General features: G+C 63.1%; 21 protein-coding genes and 3 pseudogenes. 15 read left to right on the forward strand and 9 right to left on the reverse strand.

All coding sequences use genetic code 11. From position 1 onward, the window contains the following. The 4 genes and pseudogenes from OOT33_RS17450 to OOT33_RS17465 all read right to left on the reverse strand — a co-directional run. Positions 1-243, reverse strand: a pseudogene (locus OOT33_RS17450) (IS110 family transposase); the annotation flags it as partial. Positions 244-344: 101 nt separating this feature from the next. After that, positions 345-3,329, reverse strand: a complete 2,985-nt coding sequence (locus tag OOT33_RS17455; protein WP_307751182.1) for a Tn3 family transposase — start codon at positions 3,327-3,329, stop codon at positions 345-347. A gap of 29 nt (positions 3,330-3,358) precedes the next feature. After that, the gene (locus tag OOT33_RS17460) at positions 3,359-4,225 is read right to left on the reverse strand and encodes a recombinase family protein (protein WP_006961816.1); all 867 of its coding nucleotides are present in this window, start codon (positions 4,223-4,225) and stop codon (positions 3,359-3,361) included. 142 nt (positions 4,226-4,367) lie between these two features. Then, positions 4,368-6,932: a Tn3 family transposase gene (locus OOT33_RS17465; RefSeq protein ID WP_307751183.1), complete on the reverse strand. Its 2,565-nt coding sequence runs from the start codon at positions 6,930-6,932 to the stop codon at positions 4,368-4,370. Between the two features lie 28 nt (positions 6,933-6,960). Between OOT33_RS17465 and OOT33_RS17470 the strand changes: the two genes are divergently transcribed. The 14 genes and pseudogenes from OOT33_RS17470 (at position 6,961) to OOT33_RS17535 (ending at position 19,559) form a co-directional block, all read left to right on the forward strand. After that, entirely contained in the window at positions 6,961-7,725 is a 765-nt protein-coding gene (locus OOT33_RS17470) for an IS6-like element IS6100 family transposase (protein WP_001389365.1), read from the forward strand. A gap of 37 nt (positions 7,726-7,762) precedes the next feature. Beyond that, a complete protein-coding gene (locus OOT33_RS17475; RefSeq protein WP_307751207.1) occupies positions 7,763-8,533 on the forward strand; it encodes an IS6 family transposase in 771 nt (256 codons plus the stop codon). 119 nt (positions 8,534-8,652) lie between these two features. Next, positions 8,653-9,834 (forward strand): serine hydrolase, encoded by a 1,182-nt coding sequence (locus tag OOT33_RS17480; protein ID WP_307751184.1) that lies wholly within the window; start codon positions 8,653-8,655, stop codon positions 9,832-9,834. A gap of 18 nt (positions 9,835-9,852) precedes the next feature. Further along, a complete protein-coding gene (locus OOT33_RS17485; RefSeq protein ID WP_307751185.1) occupies positions 9,853-10,614 on the forward strand; it encodes a sulfatase-like hydrolase/transferase in 762 nt (253 codons plus the stop codon). After that, positions 10,526-11,290, forward strand: coding sequence for an IS6 family transposase (locus OOT33_RS17490; RefSeq protein WP_006949122.1), 765 nt, complete (start codon positions 10,526-10,528; stop codon positions 11,288-11,290). Before OOT33_RS17485 ends, OOT33_RS17490 begins: the two co-directional genes overlap by 89 nt. Positions 11,291-11,409: 119 nt before the next feature. Further along, positions 11,410-12,591 (forward strand): serine hydrolase, encoded by a 1,182-nt coding sequence (locus OOT33_RS17495; protein WP_307751184.1) that lies wholly within the window; start codon positions 11,410-11,412, stop codon positions 12,589-12,591. 18 nt (positions 12,592-12,609) lie between these two features. Beyond that, a complete protein-coding gene (locus OOT33_RS17500; protein ID WP_307751185.1) occupies positions 12,610-13,371 on the forward strand; it encodes a sulfatase-like hydrolase/transferase in 762 nt (253 codons plus the stop codon). Continuing rightward, entirely contained in the window at positions 13,283-14,047 is a 765-nt protein-coding gene (locus tag OOT33_RS17505) for an IS6 family transposase (protein ID WP_006949122.1), read from the forward strand. The genes OOT33_RS17500 and OOT33_RS17505 overlap by 89 nt, the downstream gene beginning before the upstream one ends. 122 nt (positions 14,048-14,169) lie before the next feature. Continuing rightward, positions 14,170-15,543: an MFS transporter gene (locus tag OOT33_RS17510; protein ID WP_307751186.1), complete on the forward strand. Its 1,374-nt coding sequence runs from the start codon at positions 14,170-14,172 to the stop codon at positions 15,541-15,543. Then, positions 15,510-16,136 carry a hypothetical protein gene (locus OOT33_RS17515; RefSeq protein WP_307751187.1) on the forward strand — a complete coding sequence of 209 codons (627 nt, stop codon included), beginning with the start codon at positions 15,510-15,512 and terminating at the stop codon, positions 16,134-16,136. Before OOT33_RS17510 ends, OOT33_RS17515 begins: the two co-directional genes overlap by 34 nt. A gap of 68 nt (positions 16,137-16,204) precedes the next feature. Further along, complete coding sequence (locus OOT33_RS17520; RefSeq protein WP_006473457.1) at positions 16,205-17,560, forward strand: IS1380-like element IS1247 family transposase; 1,356 nt, start codon at positions 16,205-16,207, stop codon at positions 17,558-17,560. A 229-nt stretch (positions 17,561-17,789) separates the two neighbouring features. Then, positions 17,790-17,963, forward strand: a pseudogene (locus OOT33_RS17525) (fatty acid hydroxylase family protein); the annotation flags it as partial. Between the two features lie 40 nt (positions 17,964-18,003). Then, a complete protein-coding gene (locus OOT33_RS17530) occupies positions 18,004-18,129 on the forward strand; it encodes a hypothetical protein (protein ID WP_307751188.1) in 126 nt (41 codons plus the stop codon). A gap of 23 nt (positions 18,130-18,152) precedes the next feature. After that, positions 18,153-19,559, forward strand: coding sequence for a DUF3089 domain-containing protein (locus OOT33_RS17535; protein ID WP_307751189.1), 1,407 nt, complete (start codon positions 18,153-18,155; stop codon positions 19,557-19,559). Between the two features lie 12 nt (positions 19,560-19,571). On the opposite strand, the pseudogene OOT33_RS17540 reads toward OOT33_RS17535, so the two are convergent. Further along, positions 19,572-20,378: pseudogene (locus OOT33_RS17540) on the reverse strand (glycosyltransferase); the annotation flags it as partial. A 46-nt stretch (positions 20,379-20,424) separates the two neighbouring features. On the opposite strand from OOT33_RS17540, the gene OOT33_RS17545 reads away from it, so the two are divergent. Then, the gene (locus OOT33_RS17545; RefSeq protein WP_307751190.1) at positions 20,425-21,018 is read left to right on the forward strand and encodes a helix-turn-helix domain-containing protein; all 594 of its coding nucleotides are present in this window, start codon (positions 20,425-20,427) and stop codon (positions 21,016-21,018) included. A 243-nt stretch (positions 21,019-21,261) separates the two neighbouring features. On the opposite strand, the gene OOT33_RS17550 is transcribed toward OOT33_RS17545, so the two are convergent. From OOT33_RS17550 to OOT33_RS17565, 4 genes are all read right to left on the reverse strand, one after another. Beyond that, entirely contained in the window at positions 21,262-21,504 is a 243-nt protein-coding gene (locus tag OOT33_RS17550; protein ID WP_307751191.1) for a hypothetical protein, read from the reverse strand. A 61-nt stretch (positions 21,505-21,565) separates the two neighbouring features. Further along, positions 21,566-22,330: an IS6 family transposase gene (locus OOT33_RS17555; RefSeq protein WP_006949122.1), complete on the reverse strand. Its 765-nt coding sequence runs from the start codon at positions 22,328-22,330 to the stop codon at positions 21,566-21,568. 87 nt (positions 22,331-22,417) lie between these two features. Beyond that, the gene (locus OOT33_RS17560; protein ID WP_307751192.1) at positions 22,418-23,431 is read right to left on the reverse strand and encodes a 2Fe-2S iron-sulfur cluster-binding protein; all 1,014 of its coding nucleotides are present in this window, start codon (positions 23,429-23,431) and stop codon (positions 22,418-22,420) included. Further along, entirely contained in the window at positions 23,428-24,420 is a 993-nt protein-coding gene (locus OOT33_RS17565) for a 4-hydroxythreonine-4-phosphate dehydrogenase PdxA (protein WP_307751193.1), read from the reverse strand. The genes OOT33_RS17560 and OOT33_RS17565 overlap by 4 nt, the downstream gene beginning before the upstream one ends.

The following is a 24,420-nucleotide window of genomic DNA, read 5'->3' on the forward strand; positions in this document are numbered from 1 at the left end:
ACAGGGCTGAGCGAGCTTGGTCAGGAGACGCTGAAGCCCGTAGCCGCACGGCCCCGCCTCATAACACCAGCTGAGCGTGGTGCCGGAACCGCCAAGCCGCTTGACCAAACCGCGCACAGCATCATCCTCATTCGAGATCGTACCGTAGAAGCGAACCTCACCGCCACGCTCACCTTCGGCGACCGCCACCGCGACAGTTTCCTTATGCACGTCCAGCCCGATGTATTTGGTACCTTTTGCCATCGACTATCTCCTTTGCTCTGACCCCCAGGCGAGCAACGCAGATCGGAGCCAAAATGGCTCCCGGCAGTCATTGGGTCTAAGGGCGAACAATCAGCGAACGCTTAGGCGGCGCGACTATCCGGCGGCAGATTGAGGGCCTTGCGGCCAGCAGAAGCGGCTGCGCGATCCCAGAGGAAATCGCCCGAGAAAGCAATATGCTCCCAACCTACCGGGGACGTATGTGCGAGGAGATCATCAGGCACCGCGACCGATGTTGATCGTAGATGCTGGACTGCGGCATCCATGTAGATCGTGTTCCAATAGACGATTGCGGCGATGACCAGGTTGAGGCCGGATGCCCGATATTGCTGCGCCTCGTGGCTACGGTCGATGATGCGGCCCTGGCGGAAGGTGTAGATCGCCTGCGTCAGGGCATGGCGTTGTTCGCTGTTGTTGAGACCGGCATGACATCGTCGGCGCAGATCAGGATTTTCGAGCCAGTCCAGCATGAACAGGGTCCGCTCAATCTTGCCGATTTCCTGGAGCGCGACGTCGAGCTGGTTCTGCCGCTCATAGGCGGCGAGCTTTCGCAGCATGACCGATGGCGCGACATGGCCGGCCTTAATCGACCCTACGAGGCGCAGCACGTCGTCCCATTGCTCACCGATAATGTCGGTGCGGATGCGCTTGCCCAACAGCGGGGTGAGGGACGGATAGGCCGTGACCGGCGCGATCGGCGCGAGCCGCCTGTCGGGAAAGTCGCGCAAGCGCGGGCAGAAGCGAAATCCCAGCATGGCGCACAGGGCGAAAACATGATCGGTCGCCCCGCCGGTGTCAGTGTAATGCTCGGCGATTTTCAGATCGGTGCCGTGGCTGGTGAGGCCGTCGAGGACATAGGGCGCCTCATGCGTCGCCGCTGAGATCACGTTGACGTGGTAGGGCGCGCGCTGATCGGAAACATGCGTGTAGAAGCTGAAGCCATGATCGACGCCATAGCGGGCGTTGATGTCGCCGCCCGACGCGCCGCGCTTCGCGCCCCTGAAGAACTGGCCATCGGAACTCGATGTGGTGCCGTCGCCCCATATCCGCGAGAATGGCAGGCGGTGGTGCGCGTTGATGAGGACGGCCAGCGCCGCGCGGTAGCTGTCGTCGCGGATATAAGCGTCATGGGTCCACAGCAGCTGATCGCGCGTGACGCCTTGGCTCGCGGCCGCCATGCGCGACAGGCCGAGATTGGTCGCATCGGCGAGAATGGTGGCGAGCAGGGCGTTTTCATTGGGACACGGCTCGCCGGTGCGCAGGTTGGTGAATGCCGAGAGAAAGCCGGTTTCCTGCGCCACCTCATGCAGCAGCTCGGTGATGCGAATGCGTGGCATCATGGCATCAAGCCGGTCGGCCAGCATCTCGGCGTCAGGCATCGCGATGGTGCGAACGGGTGATATCTGGAGGCGGTCATCGCGGTATCGCACACCTTCCAGAGCGTCGCGCTTCAGGCGCTGGGCAAATTTCTTCAGCCGCCAGTCCAGTTCGCGGCCCCGTTGTTCGAGCCAATCGCTGGCTGTGGGCGGCAGGCCAAGAGCCGACACGATCGGCGTCGCCTTCGGTTCGCTGAGCAGGTAGCTGTCGAACCGGCGGTATCCCGCCGATCGCTCCACCCAGACATCCCCGGAACGCAGCTTGTTGCGCAGATGCGCGATCGTCGCGATTTCCCAGAGCCGCCGGTTGATCTTGCCGTCATCGCCCACGACGATTTTCCGCCATTCCTTGCGGAAGGGCATCGGAGCGTCGGCAGGCAGATCGCGTTTGCCCGACCTGTTGAGGTCGCGCAGCATCTCGATGGCGGCGATCGTTTTCGCACTTCCCTTTCCGGCCCTGAACTGGAGCGCCTCCAGCAGATCGGGGGCGAACTTGCGTAACGTCGCGTAGCGATCGGCCGCGACCGTCAGCGGATCAAGGCTAGCGGTTGCCGCGATCGTCGCCACTTCCGGCCTGGCCCTCAGGAGGGTGTTCCACCCGACCGATGCGTCCAGGGCCTCTATCGGATCTTCGCCGGTATCGACTGCATCGGTCAGCGCGTCGATCGTCCTGCGAAAGATCAGCATCAGTCGCGCCACATTCTTCGACGTGGTGGCATAGCTGCGCGCCTGGGCGTTCTTCGCGCGGGTGAAGATGCTGCCGATCAGCTTGTCCGCCATCTCCAGGGCGTTGTCGGTCAGTCGTTCCTCGAGATCGACCAGGAGCGCAACCAGCGTGGCGCGCCGCCGGGAGGGAATATATCGCTCGATCATATAGGCAGGCGAAGCGCGGCCTTCCCTGACATATTGCCGAAATCGGTCCGCATGGATGCGGCCAGCCACGTCCGGGGAGATGCCGATCTTCCGCACTTGCCGCAGGCGGTCGAGAATCTGGCGGATGTGATCGGGCTTGGCCGCGATGGGGATTGTCTTGAGCGAAGCGAGCTGGCTCGTGCCGCCGGCGTCGTCAAAGAGCTGGTCGAGGGCGCGGACCTGTTCGGTGCTGAGATCGGCGATCAAGGCATAGGCAGCCTGCTTGCGGGCACGCGCGCGCCCCGCGCTGCTGGCACGTTCGATAGTGGAGATTGACGGCAGCAGAATCCGGGCCTCGCGAAGGGCGGTGACAACTCCGGTCGCTATCGTCATCCCCTTGTCAGTCGCCCATGCCATTTTCCTGGCCGCTTCTATCATGAAGGGGATATCGGCGCGGGTCGGCCCCCGCAGTCCCAGGCGCGCGGCCAACTCTCGGGCATGGTCCGTCATCGTCTGATCCCGCGCCGCATAGTTGGCCAGGTCGGTTACGTGGAGACCAAGCTGTTCCGCGACGAAGGCGGCGAGATCATGGGGTATCGCTCCCCTGTCTTGTATCAACTGCGCCAGTGTGATGCCCGGGTGCCGTAAGAGCGCGAGTTGCAGCGCGACGCCCAACTGGTTCCGTCGCTCCCGTCGTGCGCCGATGATCTCGATGTCCGAAGGCTCGAAGCTATAGAGTCGGGCCAGATGGTCGCGCTCGGTCGGGATGGCGAGGATCTGATCGTGTTCGCTCTCGGTCAGGAGTTGGCCCAGTCGGCCCGAAGCTGCGATTTTGGCCATGTTGAAGAACAAAGATTGAACATGGCGATCTACCAGGCTCGCTCTTGTCCTCCAATCTCGTAAACATCGGTCTCGATCGAGCACCTGTAGCTCTCTGCGATGTTGAACATCTCTGTCTGGAGAGATGCGATCTCATCATCGAGGCTGACGCCATCGGCACCCTGATCATAGGCGACGGTCAGCGTGTAATCGCAGTTCCCGGTCTTTTGCATCTGGTAATCCCGCTCCAGCATCGCCTCAATGCGCTCGCGAGCGGGCTTTCTGCCACGACCATGCTTGTTGAAGTTCTCGATGGTCAGATGCAGGGCGATGGTGACAGAAGGCGGCTTTTCCGGCAGCCCGATCCTTGAAGGAATGACGTCAAGCGCCCGATAGACGGTCATTCTTGAGATCTTGAGGTCGCGCGCGACGCTGGCCTTGCTCGCGCCGGCGGTGATCCGGCGTCGGATTTCATCGTCATCGATGTTTTTCTTCCGGCCTTTGTAGACGCCTTCGGCGCGCGCCGCCTCGATCCCGGCGCGCTGCCGGTCCTTGATGAACGTCAGTTCCATGTCCGCGACCATGCCCAGAATGGTGATCACCATCCGCCCCATGCTTCCGGCCGTCGTCACCTCCGGCTCAAGCACCCGCAATGAGGCTCCCTTCTGGTCGAGTTCATGAACCAGATTGAGAACATCGCGTGTGGAGCGACCGAGCCGATCGAGACGCAGGACGACGAGTTCGTCATCGGCGCGCAGGAACTGCATGATCGTCTCAAGCTCCGTGCGTCCAGTGCGCGATGCGCCCGAGCCTGTTTCGGAGCGGAGGATTTCACAGCCCGCTGCCTTCAACCGGGCAACCTGGATGTCGAGATCCTGGTCGATGGTGCTGACGCGGGCGTAGCCGACGCGGGTCATGGGCAAATCCGTCACATTAGGGTGGCTTTGCCCTCGTACAGTAACATTGGTGACGGAACCACCCTTTTGTGACATGTCGTATATGTCACTTCCGATCGTCACGTTCGGGTGCACCCAAATGGTGCGAGCGGAAAGGCCCCGGTCAGGCAGCAAGCCGCCCAAAATCGATCCGGCTATTCAGATCGAGGTCGAAGCGGCCATAAGGATTGACGTGGCTGTAAATCAGCGGTGTGAGGCCGCGATAATCATCCGGCGTCATCCGGCCCGTCCATTTCGGTTCCACCAGCACGCTCTGAAGCATTCGGGTGTTCACATAGACAAGCGACGCTTGCAGCAAATGTAGCGCCAGGACCGAGAGCTGCTGCTCATCGATGCGGTTAGTGGCGATCTCGCCGCCCTTGCCGAAGAAAACGAACCCATTGGCACTGTTCCAGTTTTCAACGACATTCAGGCCTTCATGAATTTCGCGGCGGAAGGACTCCTCGCGCAGATACCGGCACAGGAAGATCGTCTTGACCGCGCGGCCCAGCTCACTCAACGCCTTGTAGGTCGGGTGCATCACCTCGGAGCGGCTAAACCGGCGCAGGATCGCCTCCGGGTCGGCGGTTTTTGTCTGCATCGCGGCTGCATATTTGACCATCTCGTCATATTGCTGCTCGATCTCATCCCAGTTGATCGGACTGGAGAGGATCGGCTGCAAGTGGGGAAGCCGCGTTCGCATGCCGACATCGGGAAGAGCCAGCTTCTGGCGAGCGATCGCTTTCAGGCGGGGTGCAAGCTCAAATCCGAGAAGCCGGCAAAATGCAAAGCCAACCGCGCTTTGGCCATGACTATCAACATATTGTCGCTGGATTTCCATGTCGGTGCAATGGCGCAGCACGCCCTCGATCATGGAGGCGACCTCGGAGGAAGAGCAGCGCTTGAGCTGGGAATAGACGCATGTCGCGCGTCGTTCGACATGCCAGTAGATCATGACGCCCCGTCCACCATAACGCGCATGCCATTCCGTCATCAGGTTGCGATCCCAGGCTCCGAACTTTGTGGAATCTGACGCACAGGCCGTGCCGGCGTCCCCCCAGACTGCAGCATTGCGGATTGCCAGGGTCGCATTCGCAACCCTGGCACACGCCTCCTTGAGCGCCGCGGCATGAACGAAGCGGCGATGGACATGCAGCAGCTCTTCATAGCTGACATCGGGGGTGGCGCCGGCGATCCGCTTGAGCCCGGCATTCGTTCCCAGGCCGTAGAGGCATAGCAGGAGACGTTGATCCAGCGCGGTTTTCGGCAGTGCAACACGCGAGGCCGATGTTTCGAACGCTTCGAGAAGTCCCGTATCAAGGGCAGCCTCCTTCAGTACGTCGAGCAGCCCGGTCATCGGCCAGCGTTGGCCGATCTCGGTCTTGATCGAGGCGAGACCCCTGGGTTCGGGCAAGGGTTTGAACGGGGTGAGAGATATACGGTTCTCGCCGCGCCACAGCAGCCGAACCTTGTCGTTCCGGGGAATATTGGCATTGAGGAGCAACAGTTCCTGAGCAAGCTCTTCCCGGATGGCGCTTGAAAATGCACGCGCATCCGCCGTCAGGTTCAATCCTGTGTAATATGCTTCTCGCCGCGCATCGAAGTCCTTGGGAAGATCGTCATCGGGATTGCGGTATCGGTCCGCCCCGACAACCCAGATTTCCTTAGAACGGATGCGATCGCGCAGTTGCGCGAGGACACAAAGCTCATAACTGATCCGGTTTACGCGCCCCTCTTCATCAATGACGGAACTGCGCCATCTCGCCGGAATGACCTCGTCGACCGGCACTGCGTGCGGCGGCACGTAGCGGCATCCATCATCCACTTTGCTTCTGATCCAGTCCAGGGCCGCCAGCACCGGACGCCACACGGCGTTGTTCGACCGGAACTCCAGTGCCGAAAGCAGGCTTGGCAGCATACGGCGATAATGATTGGCCCATGACCTCCGCATCACCTTGTAGATCCGCCGATCCAAGGCGCCCTTTGCCTGGCTTTCCTTGATGATCGCCGCCAGTTTGTCCTTGCCGGCGATTGGGAAAATGACATCGCAGATGCGCCCGGATGGATCGTCGATCGAAGCGCTGGCAATCTCGACCAGGAGTCGCTCCTTGCCATAGACCCGCTCGATGTCTTTCGCGATATCGCCCACCACCTTGCGTTTCGAGCGCGATCCGATCTTATGGACCGTCTCGATCAGCAGGTCGACCATCGCATCCGTAAGCTGAGCTTCCCGCGCCATCAGATAAACGGCATAGAGCCCGAGCTGGCGCGCCGGTACATGCCGGCGCATCTCCGAGGCTTTCTCGCCGGCAACCCGGCGAACGATCTGATCGACCCATGCCTTGCCCGTGACCGATAGGAAATCTCGGGGAAGAGCAAGCCGTTGGATAAAGGCGAGTTTGGCGGTCACGCCAAGAATGTTTTCGAGCGTCGCCTGACCTGCATCCCCCTTCATCGTGTTGAAGCCGGTCGGGCCATCGGGATCGGCGAGCGAGGCTTCCAGCAAGGCGACCGCATCCGGCGCAAGCCGATCGCGGACTCGGGCCAACAGGGCCTCCAGATAGAGGTGTCGTTGCGAACGGACGAGGCGTTCCAGCTCCTTGCGCGACGGCCCATAGATACGGCGGTCGCGGCACCACAGGAAAACATGCTCGAGGGCTCTGTTGCAAAAATCGTGAAGCTTGAGCATGCTTGGCGGAGATTGGACGGACGGAACGATGACGGATTTCAAGTGGCGCCATTTCCAGGGTGATGTGATCCTGTGGGCGGTGCGCTGGTATTGTCGCTATCCGATCAGCTATCGCGACCTTGAGGAAATGCTGGCGGAACGCGGCATTTCGGTCGACCATACGACGATCTATCGCTGGGTCCAGTGCTACGCCCCGGAGATGGAGAAGCGGCTGCGCTGGTTCTGGCGGCGTGGCTTTGATCCGAGCTGGCGCCTGGATGAAACCTACGTCAAGGTGCGGGGCAAGTGGACCTACCTGTACCGGGCAGTCGACAAGCGGGGCGACACGATCGATTTCTACCTGTCGCCGACCCGCAGCGCCAAGGCAGCGAAGCGGTTCCTGGGCAAGGCCCTGCGAGGCCTGAAGCACTGGGAAAAGCCTGCCACGCTCAATACCGACAAAGCGCCGAGCTATGGTGCAGCGATCACCGAATTGAAGCGCGAAGGAAAGCTGGACCGGGAGACGGCCCACCGGCAGGTGAAGTATCTCAATAACGTGATCGAGGCCGATCACGGAAAGCTCAAGATACTGATCAAGCCGGTGCGCGGTTTCAAATCGATCCCCACGGCCTATGCCACGATCAAGGGATTCGAAGTCATGCGAGCCCTGCGCAAAGGACAGGCTCGCCCCTGGTGCCTGCAGCCCGGCATCAGGGGCGAGGTGCGCCTTGTGGAGAGAGCTTTTGGCATTGGGCCCTCGGCGCTGACGGAGGCCATGGGCATGCTCAACCACCATTTCGCAGCAGCCGCCTGATCGGCGCAGAGCGACAGCCTACCTCTGACTGCCGCCAATCTTTGCAACAGAGCCCAAAGGACGGCATTTTACCGGCGAGGTCATCCTATGGGCGGTGCGCTGGTATTGTCGATACGGCATCAGCTACCGTGATCTCGAGGAAATGCTGTCCGAGCGTGGGATCGATGTCGATCATACGACGATCTATCGCTGGGTGCAGCGCTACGCGCCGGAGATGGAGAAGCGTCTCCGCTGGTTCTGGCGGCGCGGCTTTGATCCGAGCTGGCGTCTGGATGAGACCTACGTAAAGGTGCGGGGCAAATGGACCTACCTGTACCGGGCGGTCGACAAACGGGGCGACACGATTGATTTCTATCTGTCATCGACACGCAGCGCCAAAGCGGCGAAGCGCTTTCTGGGCAAAGCTCTTCGTGGCCTGAAGGACTGGGAAAAGCCGGCCAAACTCAATACCGACAAGGCACCCAGCTACGGCGCAGCAATCGCTGAGCTGAAACGCGAAGGCAAACTGGCGGCGGAAACCGAGCACCGGCAGGTGAAATATCTGAACAACGTGCTCGAGGCCGACCACGGCAAGCTGAAGATGCTGATCAAGCCGGTACGTGGCTTCAAGTCGATGCCAACGGCCTACGCCACGATCAAGGGCTTCGAGGTCATGCGCGCCCTACGCAAAGGACAGGCCCAGGCATGGTGCCTGCAGCCAGGTATCATGGGGGAGGTGCGCCTGGTTGAAAGAGCATTCGGAATTGGACCCTCGGCCCTGACCGAAACCATGATTATGCTCAATAAGCATTTCGCCAATGCTGCCTAATCCCCCAACTGGGTGACGCCGCGCGGCCGTGCCCCATGTTTGCAACAGAGCCGGGTTTCGAATACAAGTAGGGCCGGACCACTCGCGGTCTGGCACAACCAATCAAGGAAACGGCTACAATGTATCATCCAGAACGCGTACGGGATCGGGCCCAAGCCTATATCAACGCCAAGGACTATTCCTCGCTCGAATGGCACATCGAGCGGGGCGGCAAGACGCTGTCGAACGGGCAGGTCGGGCTGGCAGACGTCAACACCGGCACCTCGCTGCCCAAGGACCCGATCTATCGCATCTTCTCGATGACCAAGCCGCTGGTTTCCGCGGTCGGCGTGATGCTGCTTGACGAGGGCAAACTGCGCCTGTCCGATCCGGTTGGCCTGCACCTGCCCGGGTTTGCCGAGATGCAGGTGATGAACGCTGACGGCAATCTCGCCCCGGCGCAGAACACCATGTTGGTCGAACATCTGTTCACCCATCGCTCGGGTATCACCTACCAATGGCAGCAGGGCAATCCGGTAGCCCCGCTCTATCTCGAAAAGGTCAAGTTGGCCGAGCAGCACAGCTTGGCGGAACTGGTCGACAGCCTCGCCGAGCTACCGCTGTTTGCCGAGCCGGGCACGCGTTGGCACTATTCCTTGTCGACCGACGTGCTTGGCCATCTGATCTCGGTGATCGAGGGCAAGCCTCTTGCGCTAATCCTGAAAGAGCGGATTTTCGATCCGCTCGGCATGGTCGACACCGCCTTCTTCGTGCCCGAGGAAAAGCGCGACCGACTGCTGCCGGTCTTCGGCGACGCCGTGCTCACGCCGGGTGTCGCCAAGCCGAAGGTCGCCGGTGACGGTCAGCTTCATTACGGCGCGCCCTATATGATCTACACTGCTGAAAATCCCATGTTCGAACGCGGCGGACTGGGTCTATTTTCCACCGTCGCCGACTACGCCAAGGCCGCCCGCTTCCTGCTGACCGGGACCGATGCGGCCGAGAACCGTATAATCTCAAAGGCCGGGATCCGGGCGCTGTGGAGCAACCGCCTGCCCGCAAGTCAGCTGCCGATCTCGATCGGCAACCTGCCCAAATATTATGGCTATGGCTATGGTCTGGGCGGACGGGTGATGGTCAATGCGGCCCAGTCGCCATTTTATGGCGTCAATGGTGAGTGCGGCTGGGAAGGCGCTGCCACGACTTACTTCTGGCTCGACCCGGAAAACGATATCACCGGCGTGGTGATGAGCCAGTACCTTGGTCAGAAGATGCCGGTGTGCGAGGATATCCGGCACATGTTCTACCAGTCGCTGGTCTGAGGCAAAGTAGGAGCAGGGATGACGAGGGCCGCTCCCTTTACCGACTCCGTTACCCGGCGGACTTTCGTTGTCGGCTCCGGCGCGCTGATGACTTCGGCCTGCGTGCATCGGCTCGAAGCGCGGACGGGCGACCGCCGCCCCAACATCGTCTTCATCATGGCCGACGATCTCGGCTATGCCGACCTTTCGTGTTATGGTCGGCGCGACTACGAAACGCCGCATCTCGACCGACTGGCGGCCGAGGGCACGCGCTATCTCGACGCCTATTCCAATTCGCCGGTCTGTTCGGCCACGCGCACCGCGCTGATTACGGGTCGCTATCAATATCGTTTGCCGGTGGGGTTGGAGGAACCGCTGTCCTCGCGGCCCGTTGGACTTCCACCGTCCCAGCCGACTTTCCCCTCTCTGCTGCGGCAGGCGGGGTACCGCACCGCGCTGGTGGGCAAGTGGCATCTTGGTCGGCTGGCAGACTATGGCCCGCTGCAAAGCGGCTACGAGCATTTCTGGGGTTACCGCGCCGGCGGGGTCGACTATTTCACCCACGCCGGCATGGGCGGGGCCGACCTGTGGGATCAGGACGTACCGATCGAACAAGACGGCTATCTCACCGACCTACTGGGCGAGCGGGCTCTGTTGCAAACTCTGACACGGTTTCCAAGATTGGGCTCATGTACTGTCAAGGTCAGTTGCGATGAACGATTTCAAAGGACGGCATTTTACCGGCGAGGTCATCCTATGGGCGGTGCGCTGGTATTGTCGATACGGCATCAGCTACCGTGATCTCGAGGAAATGCTGTCCGAGCGTGGGATCGATGTCGATCATACGACGATCTATCGCTGGGTGCAGCGCTACGCGCCGGAGATGGAGAAGCGTCTCCGCTGGTTCTGGCGGCGCGGCTTTGATCCGAGCTGGCGTCTGGATGAGACCTACGTAAAGGTGCGGGGCAAATGGACCTACCTGTACCGGGCGGTCGACAAACGGGGCGACACGATTGATTTCTATCTGTCATCGACACGCAGCGCCAAAGCGGCGAAGCGCTTTCTGGGCAAAGCTCTTCGTGGCCTGAAGGACTGGGAAAAGCCGGCCAAACTCAATACCGACAAGGCACCCAGCTACGGCGCAGCAATCGCTGAGCTGAAACGCGAAGGCAAACTGGCGGCGGAAACCGAGCACCGGCAGGTGAAATATCTGAACAACGTGCTCGAGGCCGACCACGGCAAGCTGAAGATGCTGATCAAGCCGGTACGTGGCTTCAAGTCGATGCCAACGGCCTACGCCACGATCAAGGGCTTCGAGGTCATGCGCGCCCTACGCAAAGGACAGGCCCAGGCATGGTGCCTGCAGCCAGGTATCATGGGGGAGGTGCGCCTGGTTGAAAGAGCATTCGGAATTGGACCCTCGGCCCTGACCGAAACCATGATTATGCTCAATAAGCATTTCGCCAATGCTGCCTAATCCCCCAACTGGGTGACGCCGCGCGGCCGTGCCCCATGTTTGCAACAGAGCCGGGTTTCGAATACAAGTAGGGCCGGACCACTCGCGGTCTGGCACAACCAATCAAGGAAACGGCTACAATGTATCATCCAGAACGCGTACGGGATCGGGCCCAAGCCTATATCAACGCCAAGGACTATTCCTCGCTCGAATGGCACATCGAGCGGGGCGGCAAGACGCTGTCGAACGGGCAGGTCGGGCTGGCAGACGTCAACACCGGCACCTCGCTGCCCAAGGACCCGATCTATCGCATCTTCTCGATGACCAAGCCGCTGGTTTCCGCGGTCGGCGTGATGCTGCTTGACGAGGGCAAACTGCGCCTGTCCGATCCGGTTGGCCTGCACCTGCCCGGGTTTGCCGAGATGCAGGTGATGAACGCTGACGGCAATCTCGCCCCGGCGCAGAACACCATGTTGGTCGAACATCTGTTCACCCATCGCTCGGGTATCACCTACCAATGGCAGCAGGGCAATCCGGTAGCCCCGCTCTATCTCGAAAAGGTCAAGTTGGCCGAGCAGCACAGCTTGGCGGAACTGGTCGACAGCCTCGCCGAGCTACCGCTGTTTGCCGAGCCGGGCACGCGTTGGCACTATTCCTTGTCGACCGACGTGCTTGGCCATCTGATCTCGGTGATCGAGGGCAAGCCTCTTGCGCTAATCCTGAAAGAGCGGATTTTCGATCCGCTCGGCATGGTCGACACCGCCTTCTTCGTGCCCGAGGAAAAGCGCGACCGACTGCTGCCGGTCTTCGGCGACGCCGTGCTCACGCCGGGTGTCGCCAAGCCGAAGGTCGCCGGTGACGGTCAGCTTCATTACGGCGCGCCCTATATGATCTACACTGCTGAAAATCCCATGTTCGAACGCGGCGGACTGGGTCTATTTTCCACCGTCGCCGACTACGCCAAGGCCGCCCGCTTCCTGCTGACCGGGACCGATGCGGCCGAGAACCGTATAATCTCAAAGGCCGGGATCCGGGCGCTGTGGAGCAACCGCCTGCCCGCAAGTCAGCTGCCGATCTCGATCGGCAACCTGCCCAAATATTATGGCTATGGCTATGGTCTGGGCGGACGGGTGATGGTCAATGCGGCCCAGTCGCCATTTTATGGCGTCAATGGTGAGTGCGGCTGGGAAGGCGCTGCCACGACTTACTTCTGGCTCGACCCGGAAAACGATATCACCGGCGTGGTGATGAGCCAGTACCTTGGTCAGAAGATGCCGGTGTGCGAGGATATCCGGCACATGTTCTACCAGTCGCTGGTCTGAGGCAAAGTAGGAGCAGGGATGACGAGGGCCGCTCCCTTTACCGACTCCGTTACCCGGCGGACTTTCGTTGTCGGCTCCGGCGCGCTGATGACTTCGGCCTGCGTGCATCGGCTCGAAGCGCGGACGGGCGACCGCCGCCCCAACATCGTCTTCATCATGGCCGACGATCTCGGCTATGCCGACCTTTCGTGTTATGGTCGGCGCGACTACGAAACGCCGCATCTCGACCGACTGGCGGCCGAGGGCACGCGCTATCTCGACGCCTATTCCAATTCGCCGGTCTGTTCGGCCACGCGCACCGCGCTGATTACGGGTCGCTATCAATATCGTTTGCCGGTGGGGTTGGAGGAACCGCTGTCCTCGCGGCCCGTTGGACTTCCACCGTCCCAGCCGACTTTCCCCTCTCTGCTGCGGCAGGCGGGGTACCGCACCGCGCTGGTGGGCAAGTGGCATCTTGGTCGGCTGGCAGACTATGGCCCGCTGCAAAGCGGCTACGAGCATTTCTGGGGTTACCGCGCCGGCGGGGTCGACTATTTCACCCACGCCGGCATGGGCGGGGCCGACCTGTGGGATCAGGACGTACCGATCGAACAAGACGGCTATCTCACCGACCTACTGGGCGAGCGGGCTCTGTTGCAAACTCTGACACGGTTTCCAAGATTGGGCTCATGTACTGTCAAGGTCAGTTGCGATGAACGATTTCAAAGGACGGCATTTTACCGGCGAGGTCATCCTATGGGCGGTGCGCTGGTATTGTCGATACGGCATCAGCTACCGTGATCTCGAGGAAATGCTGTCCGAGCGTGGGATCGATGTCGATCATACGACGATCTATCGCTGGGTGCAGCGCTACGCGCCGGAGATGGAGAAGCGTCTCCGCTGGTTCTGGCGGCGCGGCTTTGATCCGAGCTGGCGTCTGGATGAGACCTACGTAAAGGTGCGGGGCAAATGGACCTACCTGTACCGGGCGGTCGACAAACGGGGCGACACGATTGATTTCTATCTGTCATCGACACGCAGCGCCAAAGCGGCGAAGCGCTTTCTGGGCAAAGCTCTTCGTGGCCTGAAGGACTGGGAAAAGCCGGCCAAACTCAATACCGACAAGGCACCCAGCTACGGCGCAGCAATCGCTGAGCTGAAACGCGAAGGCAAACTGGCGGCGGAAACCGAGCACCGGCAGGTGAAATATCTGAACAACGTGCTCGAGGCCGACCACGGCAAGCTGAAGATGCTGATCAAGCCGGTACGTGGCTTCAAGTCGATGCCAACGGCCTACGCCACGATCAAGGGCTTCGAGGTCATGCGCGCCCTACGCAAAGGACAGGCCCAGGCATGGTGCCTGCAGCCAGGTATCATGGGGGAGGTGCGCCTGGTTGAAAGAGCATTCGGAATTGGACCCTCGGCCCTGACCGAAACCATGATTATGCTCAATAAGCATTTCGCCAATGCTGCCTAATCCCCCAACTGGGTGACGCCGCGCGGCCGTGCCCCATGTTTGCAACAGAGCCGGGCGCCGCACCGACACGATAACGACAAACAGATAGGAGAGAGTTGATGAAAGAAGGATCGCGATCGATCGTGTCGCTCATCGACGAACAGCCGGTGCGGCCGCGACAATGGGCCACGGTTCTGATGTGCGGCTTCGTCATGTTCCTCGACGGGTTCGACACCCAGTCGATCAGCTACATGGCCCCGCATATCGCCAGCGAATGGAACCTCCCGCGCGCCATGCTGGGACCGATTTTCTCCGCTGCCCTGGCCGGGCTGATGGTCGGCTATCTGCTCCTTTCGCCCTTGTCGGACCGGTTCGGCCATAAACGGATGGTGGTGTGGAGCACCTTGTCCTTTGCCACGTCGACCCTGTTTTGCCTGGTGGCGTCGGATGTGACGACGCTGATGGCGCTGCGCTTCGTGACTGGCATCGGCCTGGGCGCGGCCACGCCGAGCGCCATCGCCCTGACCAGCGAATATAGCCCGAAGCGCTGGCGCGCGTCCTTTGTCCTGGCGATCTATTGCGGATTCTCGCTTGGCTTCGTGTTCGCCGGGTTGATGGCGGGGTGGATGATCCCTGCTCATGGCTGGCGCTCGCTGTTCTGGATCGGGGCGGCGGCGCCCCTGATTCTCGTGCCGTTCCTGATCTTCTTCCTGCCCGAAGCGATTTCGACGCTGACCCGGCCCGGCGCCGACCGCGCGGTCGCGATCGGCCAGTTTCGCCGGCTCGACCCCACGTTCCGGGACGAGGACCTTCCCCCCGCCCAGCCGGCAGGACCCGGCAAAGCCGTCCGCAAGGCACCGCTGCGCGCGATCTTCAGCCAGAATCTGCGCATGGGCACTTTGCTGCTGTGGGTCGTGTTCATCATCAATCTGGGCACTTTCTATGCGATGCAGAGCTGGATGCCGACGATCCTCACCGATCTCGGGCATCCGACCTCGACCGTCGTCGCGACAACGACGATCTTCACCGTCGGCGGCATCGTCGCGGCCTTGATCGTCGGGCCGATGATGGACAGGATCAGCCCCTATCTGGCGCTTGCGCTGGTATATGGGACGGGATTCCTGTTCGTCGGCGCGATCGGGCTGTTGCTGGACGCGGGCGCGGCGGCGCTGCTGGCGGTCAGCTTTCTGTCGGGCCTGTGTGTCAGCGGCGGCCAGAAGAGCGTCATTGCCCTTGCGGCGGTGTTCTACGACGCGGAAATTCGTTCGACCGGTATCGGTTGGGCGCTGGGCATCGGCCGCGTCGGGGGAATCGGCGGGCCGCTGATCGTCGGCGCCGGCCTGGGTGCCGGCCTGTCGCCGGGCGGCGTGTTCTTCCTGCTGGCGATACCGATGCTGGTAATGGCGGCAGCGATGCTGCTGCTGAACGGCCGCTATGGCCAGGCACGCGGCAAGGGGGCGGCGCGCGCGGGGGGAAAATCGGCATGCATAAAGGCGCAGCCACCGCGGCCGCGCTGACCCTGGCTCTTGTCTGGACGTCCTCCGCTCCTGCCCAGATACCGCCGCCAGCGCTCCAGCCAGAGCCCCAGCCAGAGCCGCCGGCATCCGCCCCCGTCCAGGGGCCGCCCGACGACGGGGCGCCGCCGTTGCCGCCCGCGCGAGCACCCGCGACCCCGCCGGCGCCGACCGGGACCAATCGCTTTCCGCCAGGGGAGGATGGCTTTGGTCCGCGCATGGGGCCGCGATACGCTACCTCGCGTTGGGCGGAGGACTGGTCGTTCCTGCGGGATCGGGCCAAACGCAAGGATCTGTTCGATCCGCTCAAATATATCCCGTTCGACGCGGACGGTTCGGCCTATCTCACGCTGAACGGCCAATCGCGGTTGCGGTACGAAACCTACAGCAACCGCGGGCTGCGCGAGGTGCCGTTGCAGGACAATCTGTTGCTGCGCACCTTTGCCGGCGCCGACCTTCACCTGGGCGAGCATGTCCGGGTCTACGGCGAAATCGCCAGCGGCCAGCAATGGGGCAGTTCGCCGATCAACGCCAACCAGCGCAACGACCTGGCGATCCAGCAATTGTTCGCCCACATTTCCCAAGTAAGGCGCTGATTTCGCTGTCCTGACCATTATATTTCCTATATAAAACATGGTGTTGAAGGCTGCGAGGGGCGCGTTTCATGGATCACCCAGAGGGTGCGGGCTTGCAACGGGCAGATCGGGTGGATTTCGACCCTCGCGTGCGGCTGGAATTTCGCGGCACGCAGCTCAGTTCCGACGGCGGCCTTCTGGTGATGCGCGAGCTTGATGACGCGCTCGGGTTGTCCGATTTGGCGTCAGCGGCGCTGCGCGATACTCGCTCTGGCAAGAACACGGTCCATCGGCTCGACGGCCTGTTCCGGCAATCAGTCTTTGGGCGGCTGGCCGGATACGAGGATGTCAACGACGCCAACCGTCTCGCCTGCGATCCGGTCATGCGCCAAGTTGTCGGCGGCAGAGCGGTCGATGCACAAGCGGCCTCGGCATCGCAGATGGGACGGTTCGAGACCGAGACGCTGGCTCTGGCCGGGAACCGTGCCGCGCTGGCCGACCTGAACGGGCAATGGATCGACCGGTTCCATGACCGTAACGGGCTGAAGTACATCGTTCTGGACATGGACAGCTCGGTCAGCCCGACCCATGGCGACCAGGAAGGGTCCGCCTGGAATGGCCATTTCGACTGTAGCTGCTATCACCCCAACTTTCTGTTCAACCAGTTCGGGATGCTGGAACGCTGCGCCCTGCGCCATGGCAACGTCCACAGCGCCGATGGCTGGCGTGATGTTCTCGACCCCGTCATTGCGCGCTACGCGGAGCGCGACCTTGGTGGCAGGTTCTTCCGGGCCGATGCTGCCTACGCGATCCCGGCGATCTATGAGCGATTGGAAGAAGCGCGGTTCTTCTACGCCATCCGGCTGCCCGCAAACGCGGTCCTCAAGGACAAGATCGCGCATCGGCTAACGCGCCCTGTCGGGCGGCCGTCACTGACCAAGGTCAAGCGGTTCTTCGAGGAATTCGAGTATCAGGCGGCGTCCTGGGACAAGGAACGCCGGGTGATCGCCAAGATCGAATGGCATCCGGGCGAACTGTTCCCGCGTGTCGGCTTCATCGTCACCAACCTGCCGATGGAGCCGGACTGGGTGGTGCGGTTCTACAACCAGCGCGGCACCGCCGAGCAGCACATCAAAGAGGGCAAATACGCCTTTCGCTGGACGCGGCTGTCGTGCCGGAAGTTCCGCGACAATGAGGTGCGGCTGCAACTGCACGCCCTGGCGTACAACCTGGCCACCTTCTTGCGCTGCATCGAGCTGCCCGAGGCCATGGCCGACTGGTCGTTGACCAGCCTGCAACTGAAGCTGATCAAGATCGGGGCACGTGTGGTCCGTCACGCCCGCACCATCACCTTCCAGCTGGCCGAGGTCGCTGTCACCGGCACGATGGTACGCGCCATCCTCGCCGCTATCCGCCGATTGCGAGCGCCACCGCTATGCGCATGATCGCGATCCACGCTCAAACTGAACGAAAGCGGCTGGACAGATCTGTCCGCTGCGCTGAAAAACGCCGCCCCTGGGCAAGGAAACAGCGGCTTCGCGGTCTGATCCGTCCAGATCCAGCAGTCTGCGCGACCGCAGGTGCCGCTTGCGGCAGAAAATCCTTGTCTAGCGCTCGGATACAGGCGATCTTCACCTCAAACGCCACGCCACTTGGGGAATGCAGGATCACAGCCATTACCGCTGCAATTACGGCCTCTATTTCCGTTTCTGGGACCGGCTGTGCGGCACCGACGCGGGGATCGCCGCGTTTCCGCCGTTGCCGGGCGGCCACAGGGTGACGGAAACGTCAGCCCCGGGCGGGAGCAAAATCGCGACACAGCGCGTTGCCAGCCGACGCGTTTCCTGAAGTCCGTAAAATCATGACGTTCGTAAAAGGGAGTATCATCGTGCAAGTTCGCCCCCTCCTGATCGGCCTGCCGATCGTGCTGGCCGCCATCAGCCCCGGGCGGGAGCAAAATCGCGACACAGCGCGTTGCCAGCCGACGCGTTTCCTGAAGTCCGTAAAATCATGACGTTCGTAAAAAGGAGTATCATCGTGCAAGTTCGCCCCCTCCTGATCGGCCTGCCGATCGTGCTGGCCGCCACCGGCCTGTCCGCCGCCCCCGCTTTCGCGCAGGACGACGGCACCGCGCCCGCCACGCCCGCAGGCCCGGCCGATCCCGCTGCCGATCGCACCTCGGTCACGGTCGGCGTCGGCGGCGTGTACATGCCCGATTACGAAGGATCGAACTTTGTCCTGGCCATGGCGGCGATGCCGGCCACAGCGCAAACCAGCCCCACACCCCCGCCCTCCCTACCTGCTGCGCCACCTGTGCCCACAGCGCCGCAGTTCGCTCCGATCCCGGCGCCCGATTATACGACCGATGCCGCCTGGCTGTGCCGCCCCGGTCGGCAGGATGCCTGCGCGGTGGATCAGGACGTCACGGTCATCGCCGCCAACGGCAAGCGCAAGATCGCTCGGTTCCAGGCGGAAAAGGCGCCGGCCTTCGATTGTTTCTACGTCTATCCCACGGTGTCGCTCGACCCGACGCCGAACAGCGACCTCGATATCGGGCCGGAGGAAAAGGCGGTCGCGGCAAGCCAGGCGGCGCGCTTCGCACAGCATTGCCGTGTCTTCGCGCCCATGTATCGTCAGGCCACGCTGACCGCGCTGCGTGCCGCGATGACGGGGCAGCCGACCACCGCCGACCGCAACCTCGCCTATCTGGACGTGCAGGCGGCGTGGCACGAATATCTGGCCCGCGACAATGCCGGTCGCGGTGTCGTCCTGATCGGGCATAGCCAGGGGGCGCGCATCCTCAAGCGCCTGCTGGCCGAGGTGATCGAGAAGGACGCGGCGATGAAGCGCAAGCTGGTCGCCGCCTATCTGATCGGAACGAATGTCGCGGTGCCGCCGGGCGCCGATGTCGGCGGCGACTTCAAGACCATCAAGCTGTGCCGTTCGGCCGATGATTATGGCTGCGTGGTCACCTATGTCAGCTTCCGCGCCGATTCGCCGCCGCCGACCGATGCCCGGTTCGGCCATGTCGAGATGCCGGGCATGGTCGCGGCCTGTACCAATCCTGCGGCGCTGGGCGGTGGCAGGGCGACGGCCGACGCGATTCTGAGCGCGAAGGGCGCGATGCTCAGCCTGGAGCAGCAGGGGCCGTGGACAAAGGACGGCGCCCCCGTGACGACGCCGTTCGTTTCCGTTCCCGGCATGATCTCCACCGAATGCGTGTCGAGCGGAGGTGCGGGCTATCTCGCGGTTTCGGTCAATGCCGCGCCTTCGGACGCGCGGACCGATACGCTGACGGGCGACGTCGTGGTCAATGGCCAGGTGCTGAAGGAATGGGGCCTGCACCTGATCGACATGCCGGTGGTGATGGGCGACCTGGTCGACCTGTCGGATGCTCAGGCGGGGGCGTGGCGCGGCGTCCCGCGCAAGTCGAAGCGGAAGTAATCGCCTGGGGGGTCAGCGACCGCCCAGCGACCTCAGGTGGTCGTAGAGGCCGGCGGCATTCGCTTCCCAGCTGAACCGGGCGGCGCCGGTCGCGACCGCTGCGGGATCGGGCGGGGCGGCGAGCAGGTCGGCGATTCCTGCGGCGATCGCGGCGGGATCGGGTGCCACCAGCCGGCCGTGGGCGGGATCGGTCACCACCTCGCGCGCGCCACCGACGTCGGGCACCACGATCGGCGTACCGCACGCGAGCGCCTCCACCCAGACGTTGGCGAGGCCCTCGCTGGCGGAGGCGAGGGCCATCACATCGGCCGCCGCCATCAGGCCCGGCATGGCGTCATGCGCCACCGCGCCCGTCAGGCGGACCCGATCACCCAGCCCCTCCGCCGCGATCATCGCCTCCAGGTTCGAGCGTTCCGGGCCTTCGCCCGCGACGATCAGGCTGACGCCGGGCAGCGCCGCCACCGCGCCGATCACGCGGTCATGCCCCTTGCGCGGGATCAGCGCGCCGACCGATACGACCAGCGGCCCCGTCACCCCCAGCGCGGCCTTGGCCGGCGCGCGCGGGGCGGGGGCGAACCGGCTATGATCGATCCCGGTGTGATGGACGGCGATGCGCTCCCCGGGCATGCCCAGCGCGATCATGTCGTCGCGCATCGCCGCCGATACCGCGAGCAGCCCGTCGGCGGCGCGGCCCGCGGCGAGCACCTGTGCGGCGGTCGCGGGCTGTCGCCCCCAGAAATGCACGTCGGCACCGCGCGCCTTGATCGATACCGGCACGCCGAATCGGCGGCCCAGCGCCACGGCGGCGGGCCCATCGGGGCTCGAATATAGCGATCCCGTGATCCTGCCGTCGTCCGCAACGTTCATGACGGACCTGTGGATCGCCACGGCGCTTCAGCAGATCCGACAGATCACTGATCCAGCATTGCGCGGCTTCGAGGTCGAGGTAATGCACAAGCCATCAAATATGGCTGCTTACGAGGCCATTATCGGGGTTCCGGTCCGCTGCGGGTGCTCGCGCAATCGCCTCTCTGGGCCGACCTCGGTCGTCTCGGCCCCCCTGCAGGCGCGCTTCGTGTCAAGGATAGACGCGCACCTGCGACTCGCCGAGCTCACCCTCGACGAGGTGAGGACCGAGCGCAGTATCGTCGATCGCGTCCGGCAGATTCTTGATGGTCCTGGAGGACTTTCGCTCGACGCGTCGGAGGCAGCACGGATCCTCAACGTATCGGAGCGTTCTCTTCGGCGCCGGCTGAGTTCGGCGGGCACAAGTTTCGCGGTTTTGGCCGACGATTCGAGGCTCAAGTTGGCACTGCTCTATCTTCAATCATTGCCCGTGTCCGAAGTGGCCTCGCTCCTCGGTTATCACGACGCATCCACGTTCCGCCGTGCCTTCCGTCGGTGGTCCGGGCACAGTCCGAGTGAGCATCCAGCCATCGCCCTCGCGATGGGCATTTGACCGGCGAGGCCCGTGGATTGGCCGCTTCAGCCCTTCCCTGAATTCCGCCAAAATCTAGGATTCGCCCGCCCCATCATTCCCATTGGCTGACCAGCGCCAACAAGCGTCTGGACAGCTTTCGGGTGTCGATGTATTTATCCAATCGGAGAACTTACTGCTCCAAGCACAATGTTGACGACAGGTTGAAGCCGAGACGGTCCGCCGGCCGAACTTTGCCGCCGAGGAGCAGCAACGCTCAGAAACTTAGGGGAGGAATAGAATGCGATTGACCAACATCATGCTCGCGAGCGTCTCAGCCGTGATTGCTCTGCCTGCCATGGCGCAAGTTACCACGCCCGCAGAGCCGGCCGAGGCAGCCACGTCGGAGCAGAACATCGCCGACATCGTCGTGACCGCAACCAGGCGGTCAGAACGGCTCTCGAACATCCCAATTGCCGTCAGCGCCGTTAACAGCGATGCGCTGCGGAGCTCGGGGGCAAACGACATACGCGGGCTGGCTCTGTTGCAAACATGGGGCACGGCCGCGCGGCGTCACCCAGTTGGGGGATTAGGCAGCATTGGCGAAATGCTTATTGAGCATAATCATGGTTTCGGTCAGGGCCGAGGGTCCAATTCCGAATGCTCTTTCAACCAGGCGCACCTCCCCCATGATACCTGGCTGCAGGCACCATGCCTGGGCCTGTCCTTTGCGTAGGGCGCGCATGACCTCGAAGCCCTTGATCGTGGCGTAGGCCGTTGGCATCGACTTGAAGCCACGTACCGGCTTGATCAGCATCTTCAGCTTGCCGTGGTCGGCCTCGAGCACGTTGTTCAGATATTTCACCTGCCGGTGCTCGGTTTCCGCCGCCAGTTTGCCTTCGCGTTTCAGCTCAGCGATTGCTGCGCCGTAGCTGGGTGCCTTGTCGGTATTGAGTTTGGCCGGCTTTTCCCAGTCCTTCAGGCCACGAAGAGCTTTGCCCAGAAAGCGCTTCGCCGCTTTGGCGCTGCGTGTCGATGACAGATAGAAATCAATCGTGTCGCCCCGTTTGTCGACCGCCCGGTACAGGTAGGTCCATTTGCCCCGCACCTTTACGTAGGTCTCATCCAGACGCCAGCTCGGATCAAAGCCGCGCCGCCAGAACCAGCGGAGACGCTTCTCCATCTCCGGCGCGTAGCGCTGCACCCAGCGATAGATCGTCGTATGATCGACATCGATCCCACGCTCGGACAGCATTTCCTCGAGATCACGGTAGCTGATGCCGTATCGACAATACCAGCGCACCGCCCATAGGATGACCTCGCCGGTAAAATGCCGTCCTTTGAAATCGTTCATCGCAACTGACCTTGACAGTACATGAGCCCAATCTTGGAAACCGTGTCAGAGTTTGCAACAGAGCCCGGCGCCCCGCGCCACCAGCCGCTAGGGCGGCGGCACCGGGTCCCCGGCGGGCACGAAGGGATCGGCGTAGAAATTGTCTTCGGCCAGGCCCGCCGAAGCCGTCATCAGCGCGCGCGCGTCCTCCACCATGTCGGGGTTGCCGCAGGCATAGACTTCGTGGCCGCGAAGATCGGGATAGCGGGCGATCGCGGCCTGCTGCACATGGGCGGCGGCATCGCTCCATTCCGGGTGGGGGCGCGAGAGCACGGGCGTGAAGCGGAACCACGCATGCCGTTGCGCCCATCGCCGCACCCGGTCGAGCGCATAGAGATCGTCAAGCGTCCGGCCGCCCCAGAAAAGATGCACCGGCCGCCCCGACCGGCGGCGTATCAAATCCTCGATCATCGCGCAAAGCGGCGAGAAGCCGGTGCCCGTCGCCAGCATCACCGCCGGCACGCCGTCGTCTTCGCTCAGGGAGAACAGCCCGTAGGGAAGCTCGATATCCAGCGTGCCGCCCGTTTCGATCGTGCCGATCAGCCGGTCGGAAAAGCGGCCGCCCGGCACCCGGCGCACATGCAGCACCGCCATGTCGTTGTCGTGCGGCGGATTGGCCAGGGAATAGTTGCGGCTGCTGCCCTCGTCCAGGAAGACCCGGGCATATTGCCCGGCGCGGAATGGCATCCGCCGCCCGATCGGCAGGCGCAGGTGCAGGATCGTGACGTCCTTTGCCGGCCGCTCGATCCGGTGGACATGGGTCGTGAAACGGCGGCGATCGGGCGCCTTGCTCGATACGATCCATTTGGGCGCGATTTCGACCGTGCCCTGCGGACGGGCGATGCAATAGAGGACGTCCTCATGCCGCCCCGAAAGGCGCGAGGCGCGGCCGGTGATCACATCGCCGGCGACCAGCCCGCCCTTGCAGCTGGAACACACGCCCTTGCGGCAGGAATAGGGCATGCTGAAGCCAGCGCGCTCGGCCGCGTCGAGCACGGTTTCGCCCGGTTCGAAGGGAAATGCGATGTCGCTGCCAGCGACGTGAATCCTGTCGGTCGTCATGCCTGCACTCCGGCAAGGGGTCTGTGGGTGGCCATGCCGGCGAGCAGCGCCAATGTCCGCCGCAGCGGTTCGGCGTCGGCAACGCCCCGGCCGGCAATATCGGGGGCGCTGCCATGGCCCACGCTCGCGAACACGAACCCGGTGCCGATGGTCAGCGCCGTGCTCGCGCGGCCGGCGAGCAGCTTGATCGGGATATGCCCCTGATCGTGATAGGCAGCGATGAAGGCATCGCATCCGCGCTCCATCAGCATCAGGTCGGCGCCAAGCGGTCCCGCCACATCGATCCCCTCCGCGCGCAGCATCCGCGCTGCGGGGAAGGTGATCCGCGCATCGTCGTCGCCAAACAGCCCGTCCTCGCCCGCGTGGGGATTGATGCCGAACAGCCCGATCCGGGGATGCGCGATCCCCAGCTGGCGCAGCGCGCCGCGCGCCGCGCGGCCCGCTCGCTGGATCAGGGCGGCGTCCAGCCGCGCCAGCGCATCGGCCAGGCGCTCGTGCAGCGTCGCATGCACGATCCGCAGGCCCCCGCCGACGAGCATCAGGAAAACCTCGTCCTCGCGCAGGCCCGCCAGCCGGGCGATCAGGGAAGGATATCCCGAAAAGGCTATGCCGGCGGCATGCACGGCGGTTTCATTGTGGGGGCAGCCGGCGATCGCATCGATCCGCCCCGACCGGCACAGCGTCAGGGCCTGTTCGGTATAGGCGATCATCGCCCGCCCCGACGCGGCGTTGCAGTGCCCCGGCGCGAAATCCCCGTCCGCCAGCGCATCGACCGCGACCAGATCGATCGTGCCGGGCACCGCCTGGGGAAGCGCACCCGCATCGACGCGGCGCACCGTCGCGCCGCGCGCGTAGCGCTCGACCGGGGCGGCATCGCCGATCAGCAGCAACCGGGGGCCGGCGGGCGCTATCGCCGCCGCCACGGCGATTTCGGGGCCGATGCCGTTGGGATCGCCCAGAGTCACGCCGATCACGGGTTCACCCGCCAC

It is taken from the genome of Sphingobium sp. DEHP117, assembly GCF_030867385.1.
Lineage (GTDB): Bacteria > Pseudomonadota > Alphaproteobacteria > Sphingomonadales > Sphingomonadaceae > Sphingobium.

What these genes read in the sequence shown, in the direction of transcription:
- OOT33_RS17485 (WP_307751185.1), top strand. Translation starts at nt 9,853, where the DNA reads ATGACGAGGGCCGCTCCCTTTACCGACTCCGTTACCCGGCGGACTTTC.
- OOT33_RS17465 (WP_307751183.1), bottom strand. Translation starts at nt 6,932, where the DNA reads ATGCTCAAGCTTCACGATTTTTGCAACAGAGCCCTCGAGCATGTTTTC.
- OOT33_RS17460 (WP_006961816.1), bottom strand. Translation starts at nt 4,225, where the DNA reads ATGACCCGCGTCGGCTACGCCCGCGTCAGCACCATCGACCAGGATCTC.
- OOT33_RS17480 (WP_307751184.1), top strand. Translation starts at nt 8,653, where the DNA reads ATGTATCATCCAGAACGCGTACGGGATCGGGCCCAAGCCTATATCAAC.
- OOT33_RS17500 (WP_307751185.1), top strand. Translation starts at nt 12,610, where the DNA reads ATGACGAGGGCCGCTCCCTTTACCGACTCCGTTACCCGGCGGACTTTC.
- OOT33_RS17515 (WP_307751187.1), top strand. Translation starts at nt 15,510, where the DNA reads ATGCATAAAGGCGCAGCCACCGCGGCCGCGCTGACCCTGGCTCTTGTC.
- OOT33_RS17560 (WP_307751192.1), bottom strand. Translation starts at nt 23,431, where the DNA reads ATGACGACCGACAGGATTCACGTCGCTGGCAGCGACATCGCATTTCCC.
- OOT33_RS17495 (WP_307751184.1), top strand. Translation starts at nt 11,410, where the DNA reads ATGTATCATCCAGAACGCGTACGGGATCGGGCCCAAGCCTATATCAAC.
- OOT33_RS17520 (WP_006473457.1), top strand. Translation starts at nt 16,205, where the DNA reads ATGGATCACCCAGAGGGTGCGGGCTTGCAACGGGCAGATCGGGTGGAT.
- OOT33_RS17470 (WP_001389365.1), top strand. Translation starts at nt 6,961, where the DNA reads ATGACGGATTTCAAGTGGCGCCATTTCCAGGGTGATGTGATCCTGTGG.
- OOT33_RS17550 (WP_307751191.1), bottom strand. Translation starts at nt 21,504, where the DNA reads ATGTCGTTTGCCCCCGAGCTCCGCAGCGCATCGCTGTTAACGGCGCTG.
- OOT33_RS17545 (WP_307751190.1), top strand. Translation starts at nt 20,425, where the DNA reads ATGACGGACCTGTGGATCGCCACGGCGCTTCAGCAGATCCGACAGATC.
- OOT33_RS17455 (WP_307751182.1), bottom strand. Translation starts at nt 3,329, where the DNA reads ATGGCCAAAATCGCAGCTTCGGGCCGACTGGGCCAACTCCTGACCGAG.
- OOT33_RS17490 (WP_006949122.1), top strand. Translation starts at nt 10,526, where the DNA reads ATGAACGATTTCAAAGGACGGCATTTTACCGGCGAGGTCATCCTATGG.
- OOT33_RS17505 (WP_006949122.1), top strand. Translation starts at nt 13,283, where the DNA reads ATGAACGATTTCAAAGGACGGCATTTTACCGGCGAGGTCATCCTATGG.
- OOT33_RS17555 (WP_006949122.1), bottom strand. Translation starts at nt 22,330, where the DNA reads ATGAACGATTTCAAAGGACGGCATTTTACCGGCGAGGTCATCCTATGG.